Origin of the sequence: Streptomyces toxytricini (assembly GCF_014649915.1) — a bacterium.
Classification (GTDB): domain Bacteria; phylum Actinomycetota; class Actinomycetes; order Streptomycetales; family Streptomycetaceae; genus Streptomyces; species Streptomyces toxytricini.
This window is the reverse complement of sequence record NZ_BMTY01000001.1, coordinates 439,390-459,836: the sequence shown is the minus strand read 5'-3', so window position 1 is coordinate 459,836 and position 20,447 is coordinate 439,390. Positions and strand designations below refer to the sequence as shown.

Genomic DNA, 20,447 nt, shown 5'->3' with positions numbered 1-20,447 from the left:
GCAAGGGCGGGGCCCGTAGCGCAGAGGTCGTCGCGCGCGGTCTCCAAAACCGTGAGGACGCCGGTTCGAATCCGGCCGGCTCCGCCCCCTCCCCGACCGGCGTCAGGCCGCGGTGCCCGGTGCGGGGGCCACGGCGTCGATGTCCGCCAGGAGTTCCGGGTCGAGCGGGGCCGTTCCGGCCGCGGCGTTGGCCCGCACCTGCTCGGGCGAGGTGGCGCCCGCGATGACGGACGCGCAGCCCGGCTGCGCCGACAGCCAGCCGACGGCCAGTTCCAGCACGCTGCGTCCGTGCTTCTCCGCGATGGCGGCGAGCGCCTCGACCGTGTCCAGCCGCCGCTCGGTCAGGTACGCGTCGCGGCCTTCGAGGCGGGACCCCGTCGGCACCGGCGCGCCCCGCCGGATCTTCCCGGTGAGCAGGCCGTTGGCCAAGGGGAAGTACGGGAGCACGCCGACGCCGTAGTGCAGCGCGGCCGGGACCAGCTCGGCCTCCGCGGAGCGCTGGAGCAGCGACCACTCGTTCTGCGCAGACACGAACGGCACCGCGCCCGTCTCCCGCGCCACGTGCGCGGCTTCGGCGAGCTGCCAGCCGCTCAGGTTCGAGTGCCCGATGTAGCGGATCTTGCCTTCGGCGACGAGTTCCGTCAGCGCGGCCAGCGTCTCGGCGATCGGGGTGGCCGGGTCTGGGCTGTGCAGCTGGTAGAGGTCGATGTGGTCGGTGTCCAGGCGGCGCAGCGACTCCTCGACGGCGCGCCGGATGTAGCCGCGTCCGCCGCGCGACCCGGCCGCGGGCCCGTACCCCATGTCGACGCCGTCGTAGCCGAACTTGGTGGCGAGGACGACCTGGTCGCGGCGGCCCTTGAGGGCCTGCCCGAGGTGGGTTTCGGAGCCGCCGCGGCCGCCGTAGATGTCGGCGGTGTCGAGGAGCGTGATCCCCGCGTCGATGGCGGCGTCGACGACGGCCCGGGTCTCCTTGGCGTCGAGCCGCCCGCCGAAGTTGTTGCAGCCGAGCCCGACCGCCGACACCTGAAGACCTGAACTGCCCAGGGAAACATGGCGCATGGGGTTCCTCCACCCTGATCCGCATCAAGATCGCTCTACAGACCGGCCAGTCTAGGCACCGACGCCGGCCGCTCCTGCGGCCGGCATTGGCTTGCTGCCGTTGTCCGTGACGACCGAGGCGCTCGTCCGGGCCGTTTCTTTCGGATCGTGCCTTGCCGCACGCCGGCCGTATTGCGGGAGACTGCGCGGTCGCCTGATGTGCCGGGCTGGCTAGAGTGGTTGCCGTGAGCGATCGCCGCGACACCCGGACCATGTCGCCGCTGCTGCTCGGCGTGGATGACGGCGGCTGGTTGCCGGTCACCGCGGGCGAGTCGGGAGCAACCGTCTTCCGCAGCGCGGACGCCGCCCGGTACGCCAAGTGCGTGCCCGCTGCGGACGCGGCCGGCCTGGAAGCCGAGCGCGACCGGGTCGCATGGCTGGGCGGTCGGGACGTACCCGGCCCTCGCGTGCTCGACTGGCAGTCCGATGACGCCGGCGCCTGTCTGGTGACGAGTGCTGTCCCCGGCATACCCGCCGATCAGGTACCCGCTGAAGATCTGCGGGGCGCTTGGGAACGCATCGCGGACGCGGTCCGTCGGCTGCACGAGGCGCCTGTGTCCCAGTGCCCGTTCCGCAGGGGTCTGGACGCCATGCTCACCCTGGCGCGCGATGTCGTGGCGCGCGATGCCGTCAACCCCGAGTTCCTCCCGGTTGAGCAGCAGCTGACGCCCGGTGCGGAGCTGCTGGACCGCCTCGCCCGGCAGGCCTCACACCGCCGGGAGCAGGAAGCCGCCGACTTGGTCGTGTGCCACGGGGACCTGTGTCTGCCCAACATCATTCTCGATCCGCAGACCCTGGACGTGTCGGGCTTCATCGACCTGGGCCGCCTCGGACTTGCCGACCGCCACGCCGACCTGGCACTGCTGCTCGCCAGCGCACGGGAGACTTGGGCGGAGGAGGAGCAGGCCCGGGCTGCCGACACGGTTTTCGCCGAGAGGTACGGCATCGGCCTGGACCACGACCGCCTGCGTTTCTACCTCCACCTCGACCCCCTCACCTGGGGGTGACCTGATCCGAGGCGCAAGCCGTTGGGGGGTTTTGGGGGGCGGAGATCGAGCCCCCACCGCGGGAGCCGGTGGGCGGCGACATGTCCCGCTGCATGCCGAAGGCCCAGGCAGACCATGTCTGACCTGGGCCTTCGGCGGTGACCGAGCAGGTCACACGAGCAGGGGCGACAGGATTCGAACCTGCGGCATTCGGTTTTGGAGACCGACGCTCTGGCCAGCTGAGCTACACCCCTTCGGCGAGACCAACCATGCCATGGCCGGGGCCGGAGATCCAATTCATTTCGCGGGTTGCGTCGCGCGTGGGCGGGCGGTGGGGGATCGTGGGCTCCCCACCGCCTCCGCGCATCTGCTGAACGGCGGCCGGGCGAAGGCCGTCGGCCACGGGAGCCTGTCGTGAGCGGCCTGCCGGACCGGCCCGTTCACGTGCGCGGCGCGGGGACGCGTTCGAGGACCCCGCCCGCGAAGACGTCGTACAGCGGCAGCGTCTCCAGGTGGACGTACCCGATGTGGCAGTCGCAGACGGCCAGCGGGCAGGGCCTCGGCCGCAGGGCGGCCCGGTAGGAGCCGTCGTACAGGTTCCCGAGCTCCGCCTTGACGAAGTGGCAGCGGCGCACCGTGCCGGCCCCGTCGACCGAGACCACCGAGGAGCCGGTGCGGCATGGCAGCCCCGCGGAGCGGTGCGGGTGGCGGCTGTAGGGGAAGAGCGGGTCGATCGCGGTCCACCGGTCGGCCTCGGCGTCGGTGTAGGTGCGCCCTTCGGCGGCGTTGACCCACAGGTAGACCCGTTCGGGCAGGTCCTCCCGCAGCCGCCGGGCCTCCTCCAGGTGCTCCGGCATCCCGACGATGCCGACGCTGTGGCGGATGCCGGCCGCGGCCAGCTCGCGGCACTTGTCGAGGAACCGGTCGTACGGGGTCTGTCCCGGGTGGTACGTGCACCACAGGGCGAGCCGGTCCGGGTCGGCCTCCGCCGTCCAGCCGGTCCGTCCCGACAGGTTGGTCTGGATGGCGACCCGGCGCACGTGCGGCAGGTGCGACAGCTCGACGAGGGCCCTCCGGTACCAGGACCGTACGAGGCCCTCCCCCCAGGGGGTGAACAGCACCGAAAGCCGGTCGCCGGTGTTGCCGGCCGCCCAGGCGGTGAACCGCTCCAGGGCCTCCCGGTCGGCCGCCAGGGCGGCCCGGCTGTCGCGCCGCTTGGCGAACGGGCAGTAGGGGCAGTCGTAGTCGCAGGATGCGAGCGGCCCCCGGTACAGCAGCGTCAGGTCCATCGCGGCCTCACTTGCGGTCGTACGCGGCCATGGCGGCGCGTACGGCCGGGGAGAACAGGGCGGGCCCGACGGCGTCGGAGTGGGCGAGGCCCTCCGGGCTGAGCCGCAGCCGCTCCCCCGTGCCGGCGTCGCCGGCGAGCCAGCCGCGCGCGGCGAACGAGGCGAGCTCGGCGGGGAAGTCGTCCTGCGGGACGGTCCCGAAGCGGGCCCGGTACTCGGACAGGGAGAGGCCCTCGGCCTGGAGGAGGGATTGCAGCAGGTGCCGGCGTCGGGCCTCGTCGCCGTCGACGTGCCGGCCGATCTCGGCCCGCTCGAAGTCCCGGGCGGGGCGGTCGACGTAGTCGTCGATGATGCGGCGTATCTCGCCCATGTCCACCGCGTAGTCGAACGAGTAGTGCAGCGTGCTCGTGTAGGAGCGGGCTCCGCAGCCGAGGCCGACCATGCCGTCGGTCTGGCAGGCGTGGTCGTCGGCGGCGGAGGCGGGGGCGTCGGGCCGGCGGAACATCCGCATGGACACCTGCCGGTAGCCGGCGGCGAGGAGCAGGTCCCGCCCGTGGCGGTACAGCCGCAGCCGCTGCTCGTCCCAGGCCGGGTCGGGGGCGTCGGCGGCGCCGCGGCGGCCCAGCCCGGTCAGCGGGCGCACGTACAGGGGGTAGAGGTACAGCTCCTCGGGGCTCCAGGCGAGCGCCGCCTCCAGGGAGTGGCGCCAGGTGTCCTCGGTCTGGCCGTCGATGCCGTAGATGAGGTCGATGTTGAGGACGGGGATCCCGGCATCCCGGATGCGGCCGAGGGCGGCTTCCACGTCGGCCCGCCGCTGGGGGCGCACCGCGGAGCGGGCCTCGCGGTCGACGAAGCTCTGCACGCCGAGGCTCAGGCGGGTGGTGCCGCGTTCCGCGAGGACGGCGAGCCGGTCGGCGGTGGCGGTCGGCGGTGAGGCCTCCACGGACAGCGGGACGGCCCGCAGGTCGGCGCCCGCCGCCTGCTCGGCGATGTCGCAGAGCCGCTCCAGTTCGCGGGCCGTGAGGAAGGTGGGGGTGCCGCCGCCGAACGCGGCCGCGGCGAAGCGGGGCTCGGTCCCGTCGGCGGCGAGGGCCTCGCGGACGGTGCGGGCCTGGCGTTCCAGGGCGTCGAGGTAGGCGGTGGTGAGGCCGTCGGGGGCGCCGATGCGGGTGAAGAGGTTGCAGAAGCCGCAGCGGACCTCGCAGAACGGGACGTGCAGGTAGAGCGAGAGCGCGTCCTTCGGTTGGCCCGCCCACAGGTCGCGCAGGGCGGGCCGGTCGGGCAGCCGCCGGTAGGCCGTCTTGTGCGGGTAGGCGTACACGTACGCCTCGTACGGGCGCACGGGCGCGGGCGCGGTGCCGGCGGGCGCGGCTTCGGGGGTGGCGGTGGCGGTCATCGGCCGGACTCCCCGCGGTCGTCCCCGGCGGCGGGCCGCGTATCCGGTTCGAGGAAGAAGTGCGCGTACGGCACGGTCCAGACGGCCTCGTGGGCGAGGCGGTGGCCGGTATAGCCGCCGTCGCCGTAGGCGGTGCCGTGGTCGGAGCACACGACGGCGAAGCAGCGGCGGCGGCTGCGGGCGGCGTCGAAGAGGCGGCCGATGTGCCGGTCGACGTACTCCAGGGCGGCGGCGTGGGTGTCGGCGCAGTCGCCGTCCTCGGCGCGGGCGCCGGACCGGTGGAACCAGTTGGGCTGGTGCATCGCGGAGACGTTGACGAACAGGAACAGCCGCTGCTCGGCGGGCAGTGCGGCGACGACGCGCTCGGCGCAGGCCACCTGCTGCTCGAAGGAGGTCGGGGAGGCCACCCCGAACCCGGGCTCCCAGTGGGACTCGGCGAACATCCCGGGCAGGACGGAGCCGAGCGCCGCCTGCTTGTTGAAGAAGCCGACGCCGCCCACGCACACCGTGTGGTAGCCGGCCGCGGCCAGTCCCGAGACGAGGTCGGGCGTGTCGAAGACCCAGGTGCGGCCGGCGGTGGTCTCGCTGCCCGCGAACCGGGCGGCGAAGAGCCGCGGGTGCGGGCCGGGGGCGGCGGGGGTCGGCAGGAACCCGGCGAACATCGCCTGGTGGGAGGCGTAGGTGAAGCTTCCGGGGGCGTGGCGGCGCTCCCAGCGGCCGCCGGGCAGGACGGCCGTGAGGTGCGGGATGCGTCCCTCGGCTGCGAGGCGTTCGGCGACGTCGAAGCGGAGCGTGTCGAGGGTGACCAGCAGGAGGTCGTCGCGGCCGACGACCTCGTTCATGTCGGGTTCCGCGGCGGGCGCAGGCGCGGGCGGGGTGGCGTGCATGGTGTTCCTGTCGTACGGGTCAGGGGTGCGGGAGGGCGGCGACCTGGGCGCCGTAGGTGTCGGTGCCCTCGGCGGGGCCGCCGGGAAGGCCGGTCAGCCCGGGCAGGAGGTCCCCGAAGGCGTTGACCTCGCCGACGGCGAACCGCCGCCAGCCGGCAGCCGGCAGCAGGTCGACGCCGACGCACGGCGTGCCGGGGAAGACGGCCGCGGCGCGCTCGCACACCTCCAGCGCCTGCCGCCAACTGCCGCCGGCGGCGGCGACGGCGGCCTGTACGGCGGCCAGGTCGCCGCGGGACCCGCCCAGGTGCAGGTTGGTCAGCGGGCCGGCGGCCGTGCGGACCACGGCGTGCGTGGCGCGGCCGGCGACCACGACGACGCGCAGGTCGGCGGAGCGGCCGTGCTGGGAGGCCTTGGGCAGCCAGCGCTCGACGTGGAGGCCGTCGGGGGCGAGGGCGTCGACGATGGCGGCGATGGCGGCCTCGTCCTCGTAGCGGTGCAGCCGCAGCGAGTTGTACAGGGCGCCGGAAGGGGTCAGTTCGACCGAGGTGGTGGCGCGGACACGGCCGCCGGAGGCGGTTTCGACGGCGAGCACGCCCGAGGCGGAGGAGCCGTGGGCCGGTTTGGCGAAGACCCGGCGCAGGCCCGGCCTGGCGAGGATTTCGCGCAGGTCCTGCCAGCCGCGCAGCGGCGGGGCGGCGGCCCCGGAGGTGGGGGACGGCGGGACGGGGATCCCGGCCCGGTCCAGGGCGGCGTGGCAGAGCCGCTTGTCGAAGAGGACGGCCAGTTCGGCGGGGTCGGCCAGGAGGTGCCCGCCCGCCGCCCGCACGTCGTGCGCGATCCGCTCCACGGCGGCGCGGAACGCCCGGTACCAGCGGACGCCGCCCTCCACCCGGGTCGGCTCGGCGGCGCCGCGCATGATCCGGTCGACCTGCGGGTCCTCGCCCGGGGAGTCGATGCGGACGGTCTCGCCGGGGTGGAAGCGGGCGGTGCCCGCGAGGACGTCGAGCCAGGGCACGACGCGGGCCGCGGGCAGCCCGGCGGCCCGCAGGGCGGCCTGGAAGAAGGCCGTCCTGCGGTTGTCCGGATTGCCGACGACGGCGTACCGCGCGGCCCCGGCCGCAGTCACTCGGCCACCGCGGTGTAGCGCCCGTCCCGCCGGCTGCGGGTGCTCTGGCGCTCGCCGAGGTCGACCTCGACGCCGTGCGGGGTGAGCGTCTCCTCGATGCGGCGTTCCACCGGCTCGCTGATGAAGTGGTGGTGGAGGTCCAGCTTGCGCAGGTGGGTTAGGGGCTGCCCGTCGAGGAGGGCGAGGGCGCCCTCGTCGCCCAGGGTGCCCATGGACAGGTCGAGTTCGCGGAGCCGGGCGACGACGGGCGCTCCGGCGAGGGCGGTGGCGATCTCGTTCTGGATGTCGCTGTTGCGCAGCGCGAGGCGGCGCAGGGCGGGCAGCCGGGCGCCCGTCATGAAGGGTTCCAGGTCTGCCGGCTGGGTGTCCGCGCCGTACCAGGAGGTGCCGAGCCAGATGTCGAGGTCCTCCAGGGCCGGGAAGTCGCAGGCGCCGACGGTGCGCACGACCTCCCGGGACAGGCCCCCGGTCTCGATGCGCAGCCGGCGCAGCGCGGCGTGTCGCAGCGGCGGGAAGACGAGGCCGCTGCCGCCCCGGACGCCGAACTCCTCCAGCAGCGGGAACGTCTCCAAAACCGGCCTGATGTCGGCCTGCTCGATCCAGGAGATCTCGCTCTCCTCGCAGGTCATGTCGCCGAGGAAGAGGGCGCGGAGCTCGGGCATCCGGTCCGCGGCGGGGAGGAGGACGTCGAGGACGTACTCCTGGATGCCCTCGGCGCATTCGCTCCAGGTGCCGACGATCAGCGAGCGGACGCGGGTGAGGTCGACGGCTGCGGCGAACCGGGCGAAGGCCGCGGGCCATTCCTCGTCGGACTCCCAGTAGTCGGCGCTGACGCGCCAGGCGACGCTGCCGGGTTCGGGAAGCGGCCCGGCGGGCTCTTCGCCGGGGCCCGGAAAGGCGTACACGGGCAGGCCTCCCCACTCCTTCATGTGGCCGCTGATGCTCATGTGCGCTGCTCCTGGGGTGGGTGGCCGGTGGGGCGGACGTGCGACACCAGTTCTACCAAGCGGCACCGACAGTCCCGACCAGGCGTTCGAGGGGCCGTTGTCAGACCGGCGGCCTAGCGTTGGGGAAGATCGAGCGGGTCCGAGGGGGCCCGCGGGAGGGAGAGCCGTGTACCGGCAGGGGGACGTCCTGATCGCGCCGGTCCCGAAGGGGGCCGTTCCGGAGTGGGCGGTGCGGGCGCCGGGCGAGGCGCGGGACGCGCGGGGCCGGCTGGTGCTGGCGCGCGGAGAGGTGACGGGGCACGCGCACGCCGTGCCGGGGCCGGGCCGGCTGGTGCGCGAGGGCGGGGAGTTCGGGCCGCTGCTGCTGCACCTGCCGGAGGGCGGGCGCGTGGTGCACGAGGAGCATGCGGCGATACCCCTGCCGAAGGGCTGGTTCCGGGTGGTTCGGCAGCGGGAGTACGTGCCGGGCGCGGTCCGGTACGTCGCCGACTGACCGCCCGCCACGCACCCGCCAGCCCGCCCGTACCCCGGGCCGCACGGCGCCCACCGGCCGCCGCGGTCCTCCCCCACCCGGCCGACCGCTGCCGCGGCCGGCCCCGCACGAGACCGAGGACGACGTGACCACGCACCACACCCCTGACACCCCTGCCGGCGGCGCAGCCGGAGCCGCCGGTGCCGCGGCCGAACGGCTGGAGGAGTGGCGTGCCGTGGCCGCCGCCACCGGCCCCGCCGACCGGGCCGCCGCCGAGGCCGCCGTCCGGCTCGCCTACCGCTCGGCCGGGCTGGCCGGGCCCGACCGCGTCCTGTGGGCGCGGTCACCGCGAGAGGCCGTGGAACTGCTGCTGGAGCTCGGCGAGAGGACCGGGCGCAGCGTCCGCGACGAGGTGCGGACCGGGCCCTGGGAGGCGGAGCGGTCCCGGGCGCACGCCGAACTGGGCGTGTCCGGGTACACGGCGCTGTGGGCGGCGACCGGCGCCCGCCTCTGGGACGTCACGTGGGCGCTGGCCGAGCGGATCCGCGACGGGGTGGCGGAGGAGTTGGAGGACACGCCGCAGATCCGCCTGCTGCTGCTCGACGCGGTGCCGGGGCAGCACGACGCGGCCTGGCTGGCCGCCCTCGCGGACCGGGGGCCCGCACTGGCCGGTCTGGCGGATGCCGCGCGCCACGCCGGCTGGTGGTGGCCGTACGAGGACGTCGCCGTGGTGTGCGACCGGCCCGCGGAACTGCACCGGGACGAGGCGGGGCGCCTGGACCGGCGGGACGGCCCGGCGCTGGCGTTCTCCGACGGCTTCGTGCTGCACGCGTGGCGGGGCATGCCGGTGCCGGCGGACTTCCTGTCGGGGCTGGCCGGGCTCACCCCGGAGCGGATCCGGGAGGAGGAGAACGCGGAGCTGCGCCGGGTGATGCTGGAGTTCTACGGCTACGAGCGCTACCTCGGCGATTCGGGCGCGGAACCGGTGCACCGGGACGAGACGGGCGTGCTGTGGCGGATCGGGCTGGACGACGACGAGGACGTCGCCATGGTCGAGGTCGTGAACTCCACCGCCGAGCCCGACGGCACGTTCCGCACGTACTGGCTGCGCGTCCCGCCGCAGACGCGGACCGCCCGCGAGGGGGTGGCCTGGACGTTCGGCCTGTCGGCGGAGGAGTACGTACCGCTCCGGCAGACCTGACGCGGATCCCGGGATTTTTTTCGAAGAAGTCCCCCGATAGGTGTTATCCGCGCTCCGGTCGACGGTCTCCCAGGTATCGGGCATCATCGACCGCCGGGACGGACAGGGAACCTCACATGACTTCAGAGCACACGGCAGAGCTGGTCGCGGCGGCCCGCGCGGGAGACCTCCACGCGCAGGACGAGCTGGTCAGCGCGTATCTGCCGCTGGTCTACAACATCGTCGGGCGCGCCATGAACGGCTCCGTCGACGTGGACGACGTCGTGCAGGACACGATGCTGCGGGCCCTCGACGGCCTCGGCACCCTCCGTTCGGACGACAGCTTCCGCTCGTGGTTGGTGGCCATCGCGATGAACCGGGTGCGGGCGTACTGGCAGGCCCGGCGCACCGCTCCCGGTGAGAGCGGTCTGGAGGCCGCCTGGGAGCTCGCCGACCCGGGGGCGGACTTCGTCGACCTGACCGTCGTCCGGCTGGCCCTGGAGGGGCAGCGCCGCGAGACGGCGCGCGCGACCCGCTGGCTGGAGCCGGACGACCGGGCGCTGCTGTCGCTGTGGTGGCTGGAGTGCGCGGGGGAGCTGACCCGGGGCGAGGTGGCCGCGGCGCTGGAGCTGACGCCGCAGCACACGGCCGTGCGGGTGCAGCGGATGAAGGCGCAGCTGGAGTCCGCGCGCGTGGTGGAGGGGGCGCTGGCGGCGCAGCCGCCGTGCGAGGCGCTGGCCGCGGTGACGGCCTCCTGGGACGGGCAGCCGTCCACTCTGTGGCGCAAGCGAATAGCCCGGCACGCCCGCGAGTGCCTGCGGTGCGCCGGGCTGTGGAACGGTCTGCTCCCGGCGGAGGGGCTGCTGGCGGGCCTGGCGCTCGTCCCGGTGTCGGCGGCGCTGCTGGCCGGGGTGCGGTCGGCCGCCGCGGGCGGTTTCGCCCCCGCGGGCGCGGCGTACGCGGCGGGCGTGCCCGCAGACGGCCAGGCGGTGTCCGCCGGCTGGGCGCCCGCCGACGGCCAGGCGGCATCCGGCGGCTGGACGCCCGCGTACGAAGCACCGCCCGGCGGCACGGGCGGCGGCGGCCACGGCTTCGCCGGCGGTACCGGTACGGACGACGGCAACGGCTTGGCTTCCGGTGCAAGTGCGGATGACGGCGGCAGCGGCCTCGGCGCCGGTACGCGCAGTGGCGACGACGGTTTCGGCGCCGGGGCGCACGGGGGCGGCAGCGGCTTCGGCGGCGGTGACGGCGGTCCGGGTGGCGGCGAGGCCGTGGCCCGGCTTGTGCCGGCCGGTTCCGCGGAGGGAGGTGCCGATGGCGCGGCGGGCGGCGGCCGGAGCGCGTTGCGCAAGCGGCGGCGCAGTCGGCGGCGGGCCGTCGGGGGTGCCGTGCTCGCCGCCTGCGTCGCGGGCGGCGGCCTCGCCTACCTGGGCGGCTTCCCCGGCTCCGCCGGCGAGGACGGCGGAGCCGCCCCGGCAGCTCCGCTGAACGCGCTGTCCGCAGGCGAGTCCGCCGGCCCGTCGCCGAGCGGCCCGGCCCAGCCATCCGCGTCCGCTTCGGCCTCGCCGTCCCCGTCGGCCACCGCGTCGCCCTCGGTGTCGGCGTCGGCGAGCCCTTCCGGCGCGGGCAAGGCGTCCAGTGGCGCGCCGACCCCGTCCCCGTCCGCGCCGCGCCCCGCGTCGCCGGCCCCGGTGCCCGCCCCGCAGGGACCGGTGGGCCAGGTCGTCGCCCTCGTCAACGCCGAGCGGGCGAAGGCGGGCTGCGGCCCGCTGAAGGACGACGCGCAGCTGCGGAAGGCCGCGCAGCGGCACTCCGAGGACATGGCGAGCCGGAACTTCTTCTCGCACACGGCCCCGGACGGCTCCGACCCGGGCGAGCGGACGACGGCCGCCGGCTACCGGTGGGCGACGTACGGCGAGAACATAGCGCGCGGGCAGAGCACCGCCGAGTCGGTCATGAACTCGTGGATGAACAGCGACGGCCACCGCGCGAACATCCTGAACTGCTCCTTCAAGGACATAGGCGTCGGACTCCACCAGGGCCCCGGCGGCCCGTGGTGGACGCAGAACTTCGGCGCCCGCATGTGACGTGGCGCCGGGGCTACGCGCCGCGGGCCCGCGTCGGCGGGCCACAGGACGCCGACCGGGACGAACGTCAGCGGCATGCCCAGGCCCGCAAGGACTGGCGCGGGGCGGCTGTGGTTCGGCCGCTCCGCGGGCGGTTCCCCCGCGCCGGGGCCGTCAGTGGTGGAAGCCGGAGCGGGGAGCCGTCGGGGGCTGGGTCGGGGGCGCCGCGCGGAGGTGGTCCAGGGCGCGGCGCATGTCCTCCGCCAGGAGGGCGATCTGGTCCAGGGTCACGCCGTGGCGGATCAGGACGCGCTGGATGACGGTGTCGTCGCGGCGGGCGGGCAGCGGGTACGCGGGGACCTGCCAGCCGCGCATCCGCAGCCGGTCGGAGAGGTCGTAGAGGGTGAAGCCGGCGGCCGCGGGGTCGGTGAGCCGGTAGGAGACGGCAGGGAGGGCGCCCTGGCCGTCGTACAGCAGGGTGAAGGGGCCCATCGCGGCGATCTCGCCGGCGAGGAACCGGGCGGTGTCCGCGCAGGACTGGTGGACGCTCCGGTAGCCGCTGCGGCCGAGCCGGAGGAAGAGGTAGTACTGGGCGATGGCCTCGCCGCCGGGCCGGGAGAAGTTCAGGGCGAAGGTCGGCATGTCGCCGCCCAGGTAGTCCACGTCGAAGACGAGCTCGGGGGGCAGGAGGTCCGCGGTGCGCCAGACGACCCAGCCGACGCCGAGGGGTGCGAGCCCGTACTTGTGCCCGGAGGTGTTGATGGAGGCGACGCGGGGGAGGGCGAAGTCCCACACCACGTCGGGGTGGAGGAAGGGGGCGACGAGCCCGCCGCTGGCGCCGTCGACGTGGATCGGGACGTCCCAGCCGTGCTCCTGCTGGATCGCGTCGAGGGCGGCCGCGATGTCGGCGACGGGCTCGTAGTCGCAGGTGTAGGTGACGCCGAGGATGGCGACGACGCCGATGGTGTTCTCGTCGACGTACTCCGCGAGCTGGTGGGGCCGCAGGCCGGTGGCGTCCTCCTCCAGGGGGATCTGGCGCAGTTCGACGTCGAAGTAGCGGGCGAACTTCTCCCAGCAGACCTGGACGGGCCCGCACACCAGGTTGGGCCGGTCGGCCGGCAGGCCCTGGGCGCGGCGGCGGGCCCGCCAGCGCCATTTGAGGGCGAGGCCGCCGAGCATGGCGGCCTCGCTGGAGCCGGTGGTGGAGCAGCCGGTGGCGGGGCCGTCCTCGGCCGGGGCGTGCCACAGGTGGGCCAGGATGTTGACGCAGCGGGCCTCGATCTCCGCGGTCTGCGGGTACTCGTCCTTGTCGACCATGTTCTTGTCGAGGCACTCGTTCATGAGGCGGTGGACGCCGTCGTCGGACCAGGTGGTGCAGAAGGTGGCCAGGTTCTGGGCGGCGTTGCCGTCGAGGAGGAGCTCGTTGCGGAGCAGGGCGTAGACCGCCTCCGACGGTGAATGCTCCTCCGGCATCCGGTACTTGGGGAGGACGCGGCCGCTCAGGGCGGTGGTGAAGACGTCCGTCCCGGTGTCGCCGCCGGTGACGTCCTTCGTCTTGTGGAGAGCCATGTTCGGACTATAGGTGACAGACCATCATTTATCCGGCTTCGAGTTCCGGTCGTCTCGACGGTGTGAGCCCCTCCATAGGACACGGGGCGCAACCGAAGAAATTACTGTCCAGTAAGATGATTTCCATAGAATTTTTCGCACCGGAACGGATCCGCCCCGACCCGGACGGGAAGATCGGCCAAATGGTTCTATAGGCAACTTATCCGCTCATGTCCTGATAACAGCGAGTGGTCGTTCGGACACTGGTACCTCTTCGGCCCATGAACAAGATCACTCGCCGGCAGGCCATGGGCACCGCCGCCGGCGCCCTCGCCGCCCTCGGCATAGCCGGCGCCACCGCGCACGCGGCCGCCACCGACTCCCGCGCCGCCACCACCCCTTCGGGCACGGTCGACGAGGTGTACCAGGGCCGTCGCATCCGCATCACCCCCGCCTCCGGCGGCCACCACGGCGGGCACCACGGGGGCGGCCACTCCGGCCTGCCCACCGTCCGCATAGACGGCCGCGAGCTGCACGTCATGCGCAACGCCGACGGCACCTGGATCAGCGTGGTCAACCACTACGAGACCTTCGCCGACCCGCTGTCGCTCGCCCGCGCCGCCGTGCGCGAACTCCAGGGCGCCACCCTCGCCCCCTTCTCGCCCATGGGAGGCACGGCATGACCGTCCGCAAGAACCAGGCCTCGCTGACCTCCGAGGAGAAGCGCGCGTTCACCAACGCGGTGCTGGAGCTGAAGCGCACCGGCGTCTACGACCGGTTCGTCACCACGCACAACGGCTTCATCATGAGCGACACCGACTCGGGCGACCGCGTCGGCCACCGCTCCCCCTCCTTCCTGCCCTGGCACCGCCGGTTCCTGCTGGAGTTCGAAGCCGAGCTGCAGAAGGTCGACGCCTCGGTGGCGCTCCCCTACTGGGACTGGACCGCCGACCGGACCTCCCGCTCCTCCCTCTGGGCCGCCGACTTCCTGGGCGGCACCGGCCGCGCCCGCGACGGCCAGGTCATGGACGGCCCGTTCGCGTACTCCGCCGGGAAGTTCCCGGTCAACGTGCGCGTCGACGGCCGCGCCTACCTGCGGCGCTCCCTCGGCGCGAGCGTCGCCGAGCTGCCGACCAAGGCCGAGGTGGACGCGGTCCTGGCCATGCCGGTATACGACATGGCCCCGTGGAACAGCGCCTCGAACGGCTTCCGCAACCACCTGGAGGGCTGGCGCGGCGCCAACCTGCACAACCGGGTGCACGTCTGGGTCGGCGGGCAGATGGCCACCGGCGTCTCCCCCAACGACCCCGTGTTCTGGATGCACCACGCGTTCGTCGACAAGCTGTGGGCCGAATGGCAGGCGCGCCACCCGCAGTCGACGTACCTGCCCGCCGCCGGCACGGCCAACGTGGTCGATCTGAACGGCACCATGCGGCCCTGGAACGACGTCACCCCGGCCGACATGCTGGACCACCGGAAGTTCTACGCCTTCGACACCGAGCCGGCCGCCGCGGCGAGCCAGCGGTAGTGCAGTTCGGGGCGGCCCACCTGGCCGTACCGGGGGGTGCGGTCGGCGCGGCCGGTGTCCACCAGGTGCTCCAGGTAGCGGCGGGCAGTGATCCGCGAGATCCCCGCCGCCCCCGCCGCCCCGGCCGCGGTCAGCCCCTCCGGGGTCGCCCGCAGCAGCGCGGCGACCCGGTCCAGGGTCGGCGCGCTGAGCCCCTTGGGCAGCTCGGCGGGGAGCGGGGTGCGCAGCGCGGCGAGCGCCCGGTCCACGTCGTCCTGGCCGGCCGCCTCCCCCGCCGTCGAGCGGAACTCCGCGTAGCGCAGGAGCCGTTCGCGCAGCGTCGGGAAGGCGAAGGGCTTCAGCACGTACTGGACGACGCCCAGCGAGACGCTCTCGCGGACCACGGCCAGGTCCCGCGCCGAGGTCACCGCGATGACGTCGACCGGATGCCCGGCGGCGCGGAGTCCGCGCGCGAAGCGCAGTCCGTGGCCGTCGGGCAGGCCCAGGTCGAGCAGCAGCAGGTCGACGCGGGTCCGCTCCAGGACCCGGGTGGCCTCCGCCAGGGAGTGGGCGGTGCCGACGGCGGTGAAACCGGGCACCCTGCCGACGTACAGCGCGTGCGCGTCGGCGGCGACGGGGTCGTCCTCGACCACCAGGACGCGCACCTCGGCCGGGCGCCCCGCCTCCGCCGGCGCCCCGGCGCGGGGGCCCTGGGCCGGTCCGCTCGCGGTCATGCCGGCTGCTCCTTCCGCATGGGCAGTCGTACGGTGAACCGGGCTCCGCCGCCCGGGGACCCGGCGGCCTCGGCGGTTCCGCCGTGCCGGTGGGCGACCTGCCGGACCAGGGCGAGGCCGAGGCCCCGCCCCTCCCCCTTGCCCGACCAGCCGTGCCGGAACACGTCGGCGGCGGCGCCCTCCGGGAGCCCGGGACCGTTGTCGGCGACGCTGAGCAGGAGCGAGTCGCCGTCGGGGCGCACGGTGACCTCGACGCGGGCGCCGGGTATGCCGGTGAGGGCGTCGACGGCGTTGTCGACGAGGTTGCCGAGGACGGTGACGAGGTCGCGGGCCGGGACGGCGGGCGGCCCGCCCGCCGGGCGCACACCGCCGTCGGGGGCCCCGGCTGCCGCCCCGCCGCAGCCGCCGCCGTCCTGCGTACGGGCGCCGAAGGCGCGGCTGTCGGGGGTGACCACCAGCTCCACCCCGCGCTCGTGCGCCTGCGCCGCCTTGCCGAGCAGCAGCGCCACCAGGACCGGTTCGCCGACCGCGGTGACGACCTCGTCGGTGAGGGCCTGCGCCAGCTCCAGCTCGGCGGTGGCGAACTCCACCGCCTCGTCCGCGCGGCCCAGCTCGATCAGGGAGACGACCGTGTGAAGGCGGTTGGCCGCCTCGTGCGCCTGGCCGCGCAGGGCCTGGGTGAACCCGCGCTCCCGATCCAACTCGCCCGTCAGTGACTGCAGTTCGGTGTGGTCGCGCAGGGTCACCACGGTGCCGCGGCGCCCGCCGCCGGCGACGGGCGAGCTGTTGACGACCAGCACCCGCTCCGCGGTCAGGTGGACCTCGTCCACGCGCGGCCGGTCCGCGAGCAGGGCGCCCGTCAGCGGCGGGGGCAGTCCCAGGTCGGCGACAGCGGTGCCGCGGACGTCCCCGGACAGGCCGAGCAGGTCCCGGGCGGCGTCGTTGATCAGCGTGATCCGGCGCCGCCCGTCGAGCATCAGCAGCCCTTCCCGGACGGCGTGCAGCGCCGCCTGGTGGTAGTCGTAGACGCGGCTGAGCTCGGCGGCGTTCATGCCGTGCGTGTGCCGGCGCAGCCGGGCGTTGACGACGTACGTGCCGACCGCGCCGAGGCCGAGCGCGCCGGCGGCGACCCACGCCAGGGCGGAGAGCTGGGCGGCGAGCCGGTCGCTGACGGCGCGGACCGTGATCCCCGCGGCGACCAGGCCGACGATCCGGCCCTCGTCCGCGAGCGGGGTGACCACGCGGATCGAGGGGCCCAGCGTGCCGGTGTACGTCTCGCTGAAGGTCTCGCCGCGCAGGGCGGGCTCGGTGTTGCCCATGAACGGCTCGCCGATGCGCTGCGGGTTGCGGTGGGTCCAGCGGCGCCCGTCGGGAGCCATGATCGTCACGAAGTCGACGCCGGAGTCGGCGCGCACCCGCTCCGCGTACGGCTGGAGCGCGGCCGAGGGGTCGGTGCCGCGGCCGGCCCGGCGCACCGCCTCCAGCACGGACGGCGAGTCGGCGACGGCGCGGGCGACGGCCCCGGCCTGGCGCCGCGCGGCGTCCTCCGCCTGGCCGTGGGCCGTGGCGTAGGCGAAGACCGCACAGCCCGCGACGACGACGGCGACCAGCAGCACCTGCATGGCGAAGAGCTGGCCGGCGAGGCTGCGCGGCGGGCGGGGGAACCGGAACATGGCGCTCAGTGTGCACCGGCCCGTGAACTCAATGAACGCAAGGGTGACCGGGGTCACAGGGGTGGGCGATGGTCTGGCGGGACGATTTTCACCACCGGGAGGCGAACGTGGCCGCCAGACGCGACAAGACCCACTACCTGTACATCGCCGTGATAGCGGCGGTGCTCCTCGGCATCGCCGTCGGCTTCGCCGCTCCGGGCGCCGCCGTCGAGCTGAAACCGCTGGGCACCGGCTTCGTGAACCTCATCAAGATGATGATCTCACCGGTGATCTTCTGCACGATCGTGCTGGGCATCGGGTCGGTGCGCAAGGCGGCGAAGGTGGGGGCCGTGGGCGGCCTCGCCCTCGGCTACTTCATGGTGATGTCGACGGTCGCGCTGGCGATCGGGCTCGTCGTCGGCAACCTGCTGGAGCCCGGCAGCGGCCTGCACCTGACGGAGGCCGTCCGGCACGCCGGCGAGGCGCAGGCGAAGGCGGGCGGAGCCGAGAGCACCCAGGAGTTCCTGCTCGGCATCATCCCGACGACCCTGGTGTCCGCCTTCACCGGCGGCGAGGTGCTCCAGACGCTGCTGGTGGCCCTGCTGTGCGGGTTCGCGCTCCAGGCCATGGGCGCGGCGGGCGAGCCGGTGCTGCGCGGCATCGGCCATGTCCAGAAGCTGGTGTTCCGGATCCTGGCGATGATCATGTGGGTGGCGCCGGTCGGCGCGTTCGGCGCAATCGCCGCCGTGGTCGGGGCGACCGGCATCGACGCGCTGAAGTCGCTGGCCGTCATCATGATCGGCTTCTACACGACCTGCCTGCTGTTCGTCTTCCTCGTGCTCGGCGGACTGCTGCGGCTGTGCACCGGCATCAGCGTCTTCCGGCTGCTGGGGTACCTCGGCCGGGAGTTCCTGCTCATCCTGTCGACTTCCTCCTCGGAGTCGGCGCTGCCCCGGCTGATCGCGAAGATGGAGCACCTGGGCGTGTCGAAGCCGGTCGTCGGCATCACCGTGCCCACGGGCTACTCCTTCAACCTGGACGGGACCGCGATCTACCTGACGATGGCTTCGCTGTTCGTCGCCGAGGCGATGGGCGAGCCGCTCGCCCTCGGCGAGCAGGTGTCGCTGCTGCTGTTCATGATCGTGGCCTCCAAGGGCGCGGCCGGCGTGACCGGAGCCGGGCTGGCGACGCTGGCGGGCGGACTGCAGTCGCACCGGCCGGAACTGGTCGACGGCGTGGGCCTGATCGTGGGGATCGACCGCTTCATGAGCGAGGCGCGGGCCCTGACCAACTTCGCGGGCAACGCGGTGGCGACCGTGCTGATCGGCACCTGGACCAAGGAGTTCGACCGCGAGCGGGCCCGCGAAGTACTCGCCGGGCACCTCGCCTTCGACGAGACCACGCTGACCGACGACGGCCACGGCACGGAGGCCCCCGCCGTGCCCGCCCCCTCGGCCGGCGACAAGACGGGCGTACCGGCATAAGCGGTGCGCCGGCCGCGAGCCGGCCGGGCAGGGCTCGCCCCCACGGTGCCCAGCCCGGCCGGCTCGACCGGTTCCTCACCGATCGTTTTCGGCCACCAGTCGAACAAGTCGGCTGTGCTGAAACTTACTTCCGCCCGGGGGCACGCGTCTGACATCTTGCGTCCACCACTCGTTTCGTACGGCCCGGTAACTGCGATCCGCACCACCGGGTCCTCGGAGGACGCATTGATACCCCACATATCCAGCCGACCCCGACGTACCCTCGTTCTGGCGGCCACCCTCGGCGCGGCGCTCGCCTTCGGAGCTCCCTCGGCCCTCGCCGGCACCCTGCCGGTCGTGCCGGCCGCCCCGTTCGCCGCCGCCAAGGCCCCTTCCGCGGCCCCGGCTTCCCAGAGTGCGACCTGGGCTGCCGGCACCCGCGCCTACCTCGTGATCACCGCTCCCGGTGACAACCCGTCCGTCCGCGCGGCGGTCGCCGCCAACGGCGGCACGGTCTTCTCGAACTTCGACGCCATCGGCGTGATCGTCGCCCACTCGGCGTCGGCGAACTTCGCCACCGCGATGCGCGGCGTCAGCGGCGTCCAGCAGGTCGGCGCGACCCGCACCTCGGACGTCCCGGCGGACGCCTACAACCCGGCGCTGCCCGCCAACCCCTCGCAGTCGACCACCCCGACGGGCGAGCCGGTCCGCGCCGACATGAGCCAGATCAAGGCGGACCAGGCCTGGGCCGTCACCACCGGCTCCGCCTCCGTCAAGGTCGGCATCCTCGACACCGGCGTCGACGACCAGCACCAGGACCTGGCGCCGAACTTCAACGCCGCCGACTCGGTCTCCTGCGCCTACGGCAAGCCCGACACCCGGGCCGGCGCCTGGCGGGACGTCGGCGAACACGGCACGCACGTCGCCGGCACGGTCGCCGCCGCCAAGAACGGCAAGGGCGTCGTCGGCGTGGCCCCGGGCGTGAAGATCTCCTCGGTCCGCATCGCGGAGCCGGGCTCCTCGCTGTTCTTCCCGGAGAACACGATCTGCGGCTTCATGTGGTCCGGCGACCACGGCTTCAAGGTCACCAACAACAGCTATTACACGGACCCGTGGCAGTTCAACTGCCCGGACAACGCCGACCAGGCCGCCATCATCGAGGGCGTCCGGCGCGCCCAGGAGTACGCCGAGCGCAAGGGCTCGCTCCAGGTCGCCGCGGCGGGCAACGAGAACTACGACCTCGCCAACAAGACGACCGACACGGCGAGCCCGAACGACTCCACCCCGGTCACGCGCACCATCACCAACGCCTGCCTCGACATCCCGACCGAGCTGCCGGGCGTCGTGACGGTCGCCGCCAACGGCGAGGGCACCACCAAGGCGTCCTTCTCCAACTTCGGCCGCGGCATCATCGACGTCTCCGCCCCGGGCAGCAACGTCTACTCGACGGTCCCCGGCGGCAAGTACTCCTCCATGAGCGGCACCTCGATGGCCTCGCCGCACGTGGCCGGCGTCGCCGCGCTGATCGCCAGCACCAACCCCGGCATCACCCCGGCCCAGATCCGCGAGAAGCTGGCCCTCCAGGCCAACGACATCGCCTGCCCGTCGGACAGCCGCTGCACCGGCACCACCGCCAACAACGGCTTCTTCGGCGAGGGCCAGGTCGACGCGCTGAAGGCGGTCGGCGCCACCCCGCCGCCCGGCAAGTTCTTCGAGAACCCCGGTGACGTCGCGATCGGCGACAACACCACCGTCGAGAGCCCGATCACGGTCACCGGTGTCACCGGCAACGCCCCCGCCACCCTCAAGGTGGGCGTGAAGATCGTCCACACCTACATCGGCGACCTGAAGGTCGACCTGATCGCCCCGGACGGCAGCATCTACACGCTGCACAACCGCGCCGGCGGCAGCGCCGACAACATCGACCAGGTGTACACCGTCAACGCCTCCTCCGAGGCGGCCGCCGGTACCTGGAAGCTGCGGGTGAACGACAACTACCGCGGCGACACCGGCCGGATCGACGCCTGGAACCTCACCTTCTGAGCCTTCCGGACCGTACGGCAACGCCGGTGCGGGCCACCGGGGAGCGGGCGACC

The 20,447-nt window shown here is 73.9% G+C and carries 17 protein-coding genes and 2 tRNA genes; 9 read left to right on the top strand and 10 right to left on the bottom strand.

Annotated elements, in window-relative coordinates:
* The first annotated feature begins 8 nt into the window (after window positions 1–8).
* Window positions 9–84 (top strand) — tRNA-Trp (locus IE170_RS01995).
* An 18-nt stretch (window positions 85–102) separates the two neighbouring features.
* On the opposite strand, the gene IE170_RS01990 is transcribed toward IE170_RS01995, so the two are convergent.
* Window positions 103–1,059 carry an aldo/keto reductase gene (locus tag IE170_RS01990; protein WP_189807521.1) on the bottom strand — a complete coding sequence of 319 codons (957 nt, stop codon included), beginning with the start codon at window positions 1,057–1,059 and terminating at the stop codon, window positions 103–105.
* Window positions 1,060–1,310: 251 nt separating this feature from the next.
* Here IE170_RS01990 and IE170_RS01985 point away from each other — a divergent pair, with 251 nt between their 5' ends.
* Window positions 1,311–2,105: an APH(3'') family aminoglycoside O-phosphotransferase gene (locus IE170_RS01985; RefSeq protein ID WP_189807612.1), complete on the top strand. Its 795-nt coding sequence runs from the start codon at window positions 1,311–1,313 to the stop codon at window positions 2,103–2,105.
* 159 nt (window positions 2,106–2,264) lie between these two features.
* Here the strand turns inward: IE170_RS01985 and IE170_RS01980 are convergent.
* The 6 genes from IE170_RS01980 to IE170_RS01955 all read right to left on the bottom strand — a co-directional run bounded on the left by IE170_RS01980 (window position 2,265) and on the right by IE170_RS01955 (window position 7,729).
* Window positions 2,265–2,338: transfer RNA gene (locus IE170_RS01980), tRNA-Trp, on the bottom strand.
* A gap of 186 nt (window positions 2,339–2,524) precedes the next feature.
* A complete protein-coding gene (locus IE170_RS01975; RefSeq protein WP_189807520.1) occupies window positions 2,525–3,373 on the bottom strand; it encodes an STM4011 family radical SAM protein in 849 nt (282 codons plus the stop codon).
* 7 nt (window positions 3,374–3,380) lie between these two features.
* The gene (locus IE170_RS01970; RefSeq protein WP_189807519.1) at window positions 3,381–4,769 is read right to left on the bottom strand and encodes an STM4012 family radical SAM protein; all 1,389 of its coding nucleotides are present in this window, start codon (window positions 4,767–4,769) and stop codon (window positions 3,381–3,383) included.
* Window positions 4,766–5,611 (bottom strand): STM4013/SEN3800 family hydrolase, encoded by an 846-nt coding sequence (locus tag IE170_RS01965; protein WP_189807611.1) that lies wholly within the window; start codon window positions 5,609–5,611, stop codon window positions 4,766–4,768. Before IE170_RS01965 ends, IE170_RS01970 begins: the two co-directional genes overlap by 4 nt.
* 64 nt (window positions 5,612–5,675) lie before the next feature.
* On the bottom strand, window positions 5,676–6,782 hold the full coding sequence (locus IE170_RS01960; protein ID WP_189807518.1) for an STM4014 family protein: 1,107 nt from the start codon (window positions 6,780–6,782) through the stop codon (window positions 5,676–5,678).
* The gene (locus IE170_RS01955; RefSeq protein ID WP_189807517.1) at window positions 6,779–7,729 is read right to left on the bottom strand and encodes an STM4015 family protein; all 951 of its coding nucleotides are present in this window, start codon (window positions 7,727–7,729) and stop codon (window positions 6,779–6,781) included. The genes IE170_RS01960 and IE170_RS01955 overlap by 4 nt, the downstream gene beginning before the upstream one ends.
* Before the next feature lie 166 nt (window positions 7,730–7,895).
* Here IE170_RS01955 and IE170_RS01950 point away from each other — a divergent pair, with 166 nt between their 5' ends.
* The 3 genes from IE170_RS01950 to IE170_RS01940 all read left to right on the top strand — a co-directional run bounded on the left by IE170_RS01950 (window position 7,896) and on the right by IE170_RS01940 (window position 11,468).
* Window positions 7,896–8,222, top strand: coding sequence for a DUF8820 family protein (locus tag IE170_RS01950; RefSeq protein WP_125542951.1), 327 nt, complete (start codon window positions 7,896–7,898; stop codon window positions 8,220–8,222).
* 196 nt (window positions 8,223–8,418) lie between these two features.
* Window positions 8,419–9,402, top strand: coding sequence for a DUF6745 domain-containing protein (locus tag IE170_RS01945; protein ID WP_189807610.1), 984 nt, complete (start codon window positions 8,419–8,421; stop codon window positions 9,400–9,402).
* 116 nt (window positions 9,403–9,518) lie between these two features.
* A complete protein-coding gene (locus IE170_RS01940) occupies window positions 9,519–11,468 on the top strand; it encodes a sigma-70 family RNA polymerase sigma factor (protein WP_189807516.1) in 1,950 nt (649 codons plus the stop codon).
* 153 nt (window positions 11,469–11,621) lie between these two features.
* Here IE170_RS01940 and gad read toward each other — a convergent pair whose 3' ends face one another.
* The gene (gene gad, locus IE170_RS01935; protein WP_189807515.1) at window positions 11,622–13,016 is read right to left on the bottom strand and encodes a glutamate decarboxylase; all 1,395 of its coding nucleotides are present in this window, start codon (window positions 13,014–13,016) and stop codon (window positions 11,622–11,624) included.
* A 260-nt stretch (window positions 13,017–13,276) separates the two neighbouring features.
* Between gad and melC1 the strand changes: the two genes are divergently transcribed.
* On the top strand, window positions 13,277–13,678 hold the full coding sequence (melC1, locus tag IE170_RS01930) for an apotyrosinase chaperone MelC1 (RefSeq protein ID WP_189807514.1): 402 nt from the start codon (window positions 13,277–13,279) through the stop codon (window positions 13,676–13,678).
* Window positions 13,675–14,523, top strand: coding sequence for a tyrosinase MelC2 (melC2, locus tag IE170_RS01925; protein WP_189807513.1), 849 nt, complete (start codon window positions 13,675–13,677; stop codon window positions 14,521–14,523). Before melC1 ends, melC2 begins: the two co-directional genes overlap by 4 nt.
* On the opposite strand, the gene IE170_RS01920 is transcribed toward melC2, so the two are convergent.
* Together IE170_RS01920 and IE170_RS01915 are read right to left on the bottom strand one after the other, a co-directional pair.
* Window positions 14,478–15,236 (bottom strand): response regulator, encoded by a 759-nt coding sequence (locus tag IE170_RS01920; RefSeq protein ID WP_223855767.1) that lies wholly within the window; start codon window positions 15,234–15,236, stop codon window positions 14,478–14,480. The two genes, melC2 and IE170_RS01920, sit on opposite strands and share 46 nt — an antisense overlap.
* Window positions 15,233–16,909 (bottom strand): sensor histidine kinase, encoded by a 1,677-nt coding sequence (locus IE170_RS01915; protein ID WP_189807512.1) that lies wholly within the window; start codon window positions 16,907–16,909, stop codon window positions 15,233–15,235. Before IE170_RS01915 ends, IE170_RS01920 begins: the two co-directional genes overlap by 4 nt.
* Window positions 16,910–16,977: 68 nt before the next feature.
* Here IE170_RS01915 and IE170_RS01910 point away from each other — a divergent pair, with 68 nt between their 5' ends.
* Both IE170_RS01910 and IE170_RS01905 read left to right on the top strand, forming a co-directional pair.
* On the top strand, window positions 16,978–18,372 hold the full coding sequence (locus IE170_RS01910) for a cation:dicarboxylate symporter family transporter (protein ID WP_189807511.1): 1,395 nt from the start codon (window positions 16,978–16,980) through the stop codon (window positions 18,370–18,372).
* 225 nt (window positions 18,373–18,597) lie between these two features.
* Window positions 18,598–20,394, top strand: coding sequence for a S8 family serine peptidase (locus tag IE170_RS01905; protein WP_189807510.1), 1,797 nt, complete (start codon window positions 18,598–18,600; stop codon window positions 20,392–20,394).
* Window positions 20,395–20,447: the final 53 nt, after the last annotated feature.

Coding starts and splice junctions, on each gene's coding strand:
- IE170_RS01965 (WP_189807611.1), bottom strand. CDS start 5,611: ATGAACGAGGTCGTCGGCCGCGACGACCTCCTGCTGGTCACCCTCGAC.
- IE170_RS01975 (WP_189807520.1), bottom strand. CDS start 3,373: ATGGACCTGACGCTGCTGTACCGGGGGCCGCTCGCATCCTGCGACTAC.
- IE170_RS01955 (WP_189807517.1), bottom strand. CDS start 7,729: ATGAGCATCAGCGGCCACATGAAGGAGTGGGGAGGCCTGCCCGTGTAC.
- IE170_RS01990 (WP_189807521.1), bottom strand. CDS start 1,059: ATGCGCCATGTTTCCCTGGGCAGTTCAGGTCTTCAGGTGTCGGCGGTC.
- IE170_RS01970 (WP_189807519.1), bottom strand. CDS start 4,769: ATGACCGCCACCGCCACCCCCGAAGCCGCGCCCGCCGGCACCGCGCCC.
- IE170_RS01985 (WP_189807612.1), top strand. CDS start 1,311: ATGTCGCCGCTGCTGCTCGGCGTGGATGACGGCGGCTGGTTGCCGGTC.
- IE170_RS01915 (WP_189807512.1), bottom strand. CDS start 16,909: ATGTTCCGGTTCCCCCGCCCGCCGCGCAGCCTCGCCGGCCAGCTCTTC.
- melC2 (WP_189807513.1), top strand. CDS start 13,675: ATGACCGTCCGCAAGAACCAGGCCTCGCTGACCTCCGAGGAGAAGCGC.
- IE170_RS01920 (WP_223855767.1), bottom strand. CDS start 15,236: ATGACCGCGAGCGGACCGGCCCAGGGCCCCCGCGCCGGGGCGCCGGCG.
- melC1 (WP_189807514.1), top strand. CDS start 13,277: ATGAACAAGATCACTCGCCGGCAGGCCATGGGCACCGCCGCCGGCGCC.
- gad (WP_189807515.1), bottom strand. CDS start 13,016: ATGGCTCTCCACAAGACGAAGGACGTCACCGGCGGCGACACCGGGACG.
- IE170_RS01910 (WP_189807511.1), top strand. CDS start 16,978: ATGGTCTGGCGGGACGATTTTCACCACCGGGAGGCGAACGTGGCCGCC.
- IE170_RS01940 (WP_189807516.1), top strand. CDS start 9,519: ATGACTTCAGAGCACACGGCAGAGCTGGTCGCGGCGGCCCGCGCGGGA.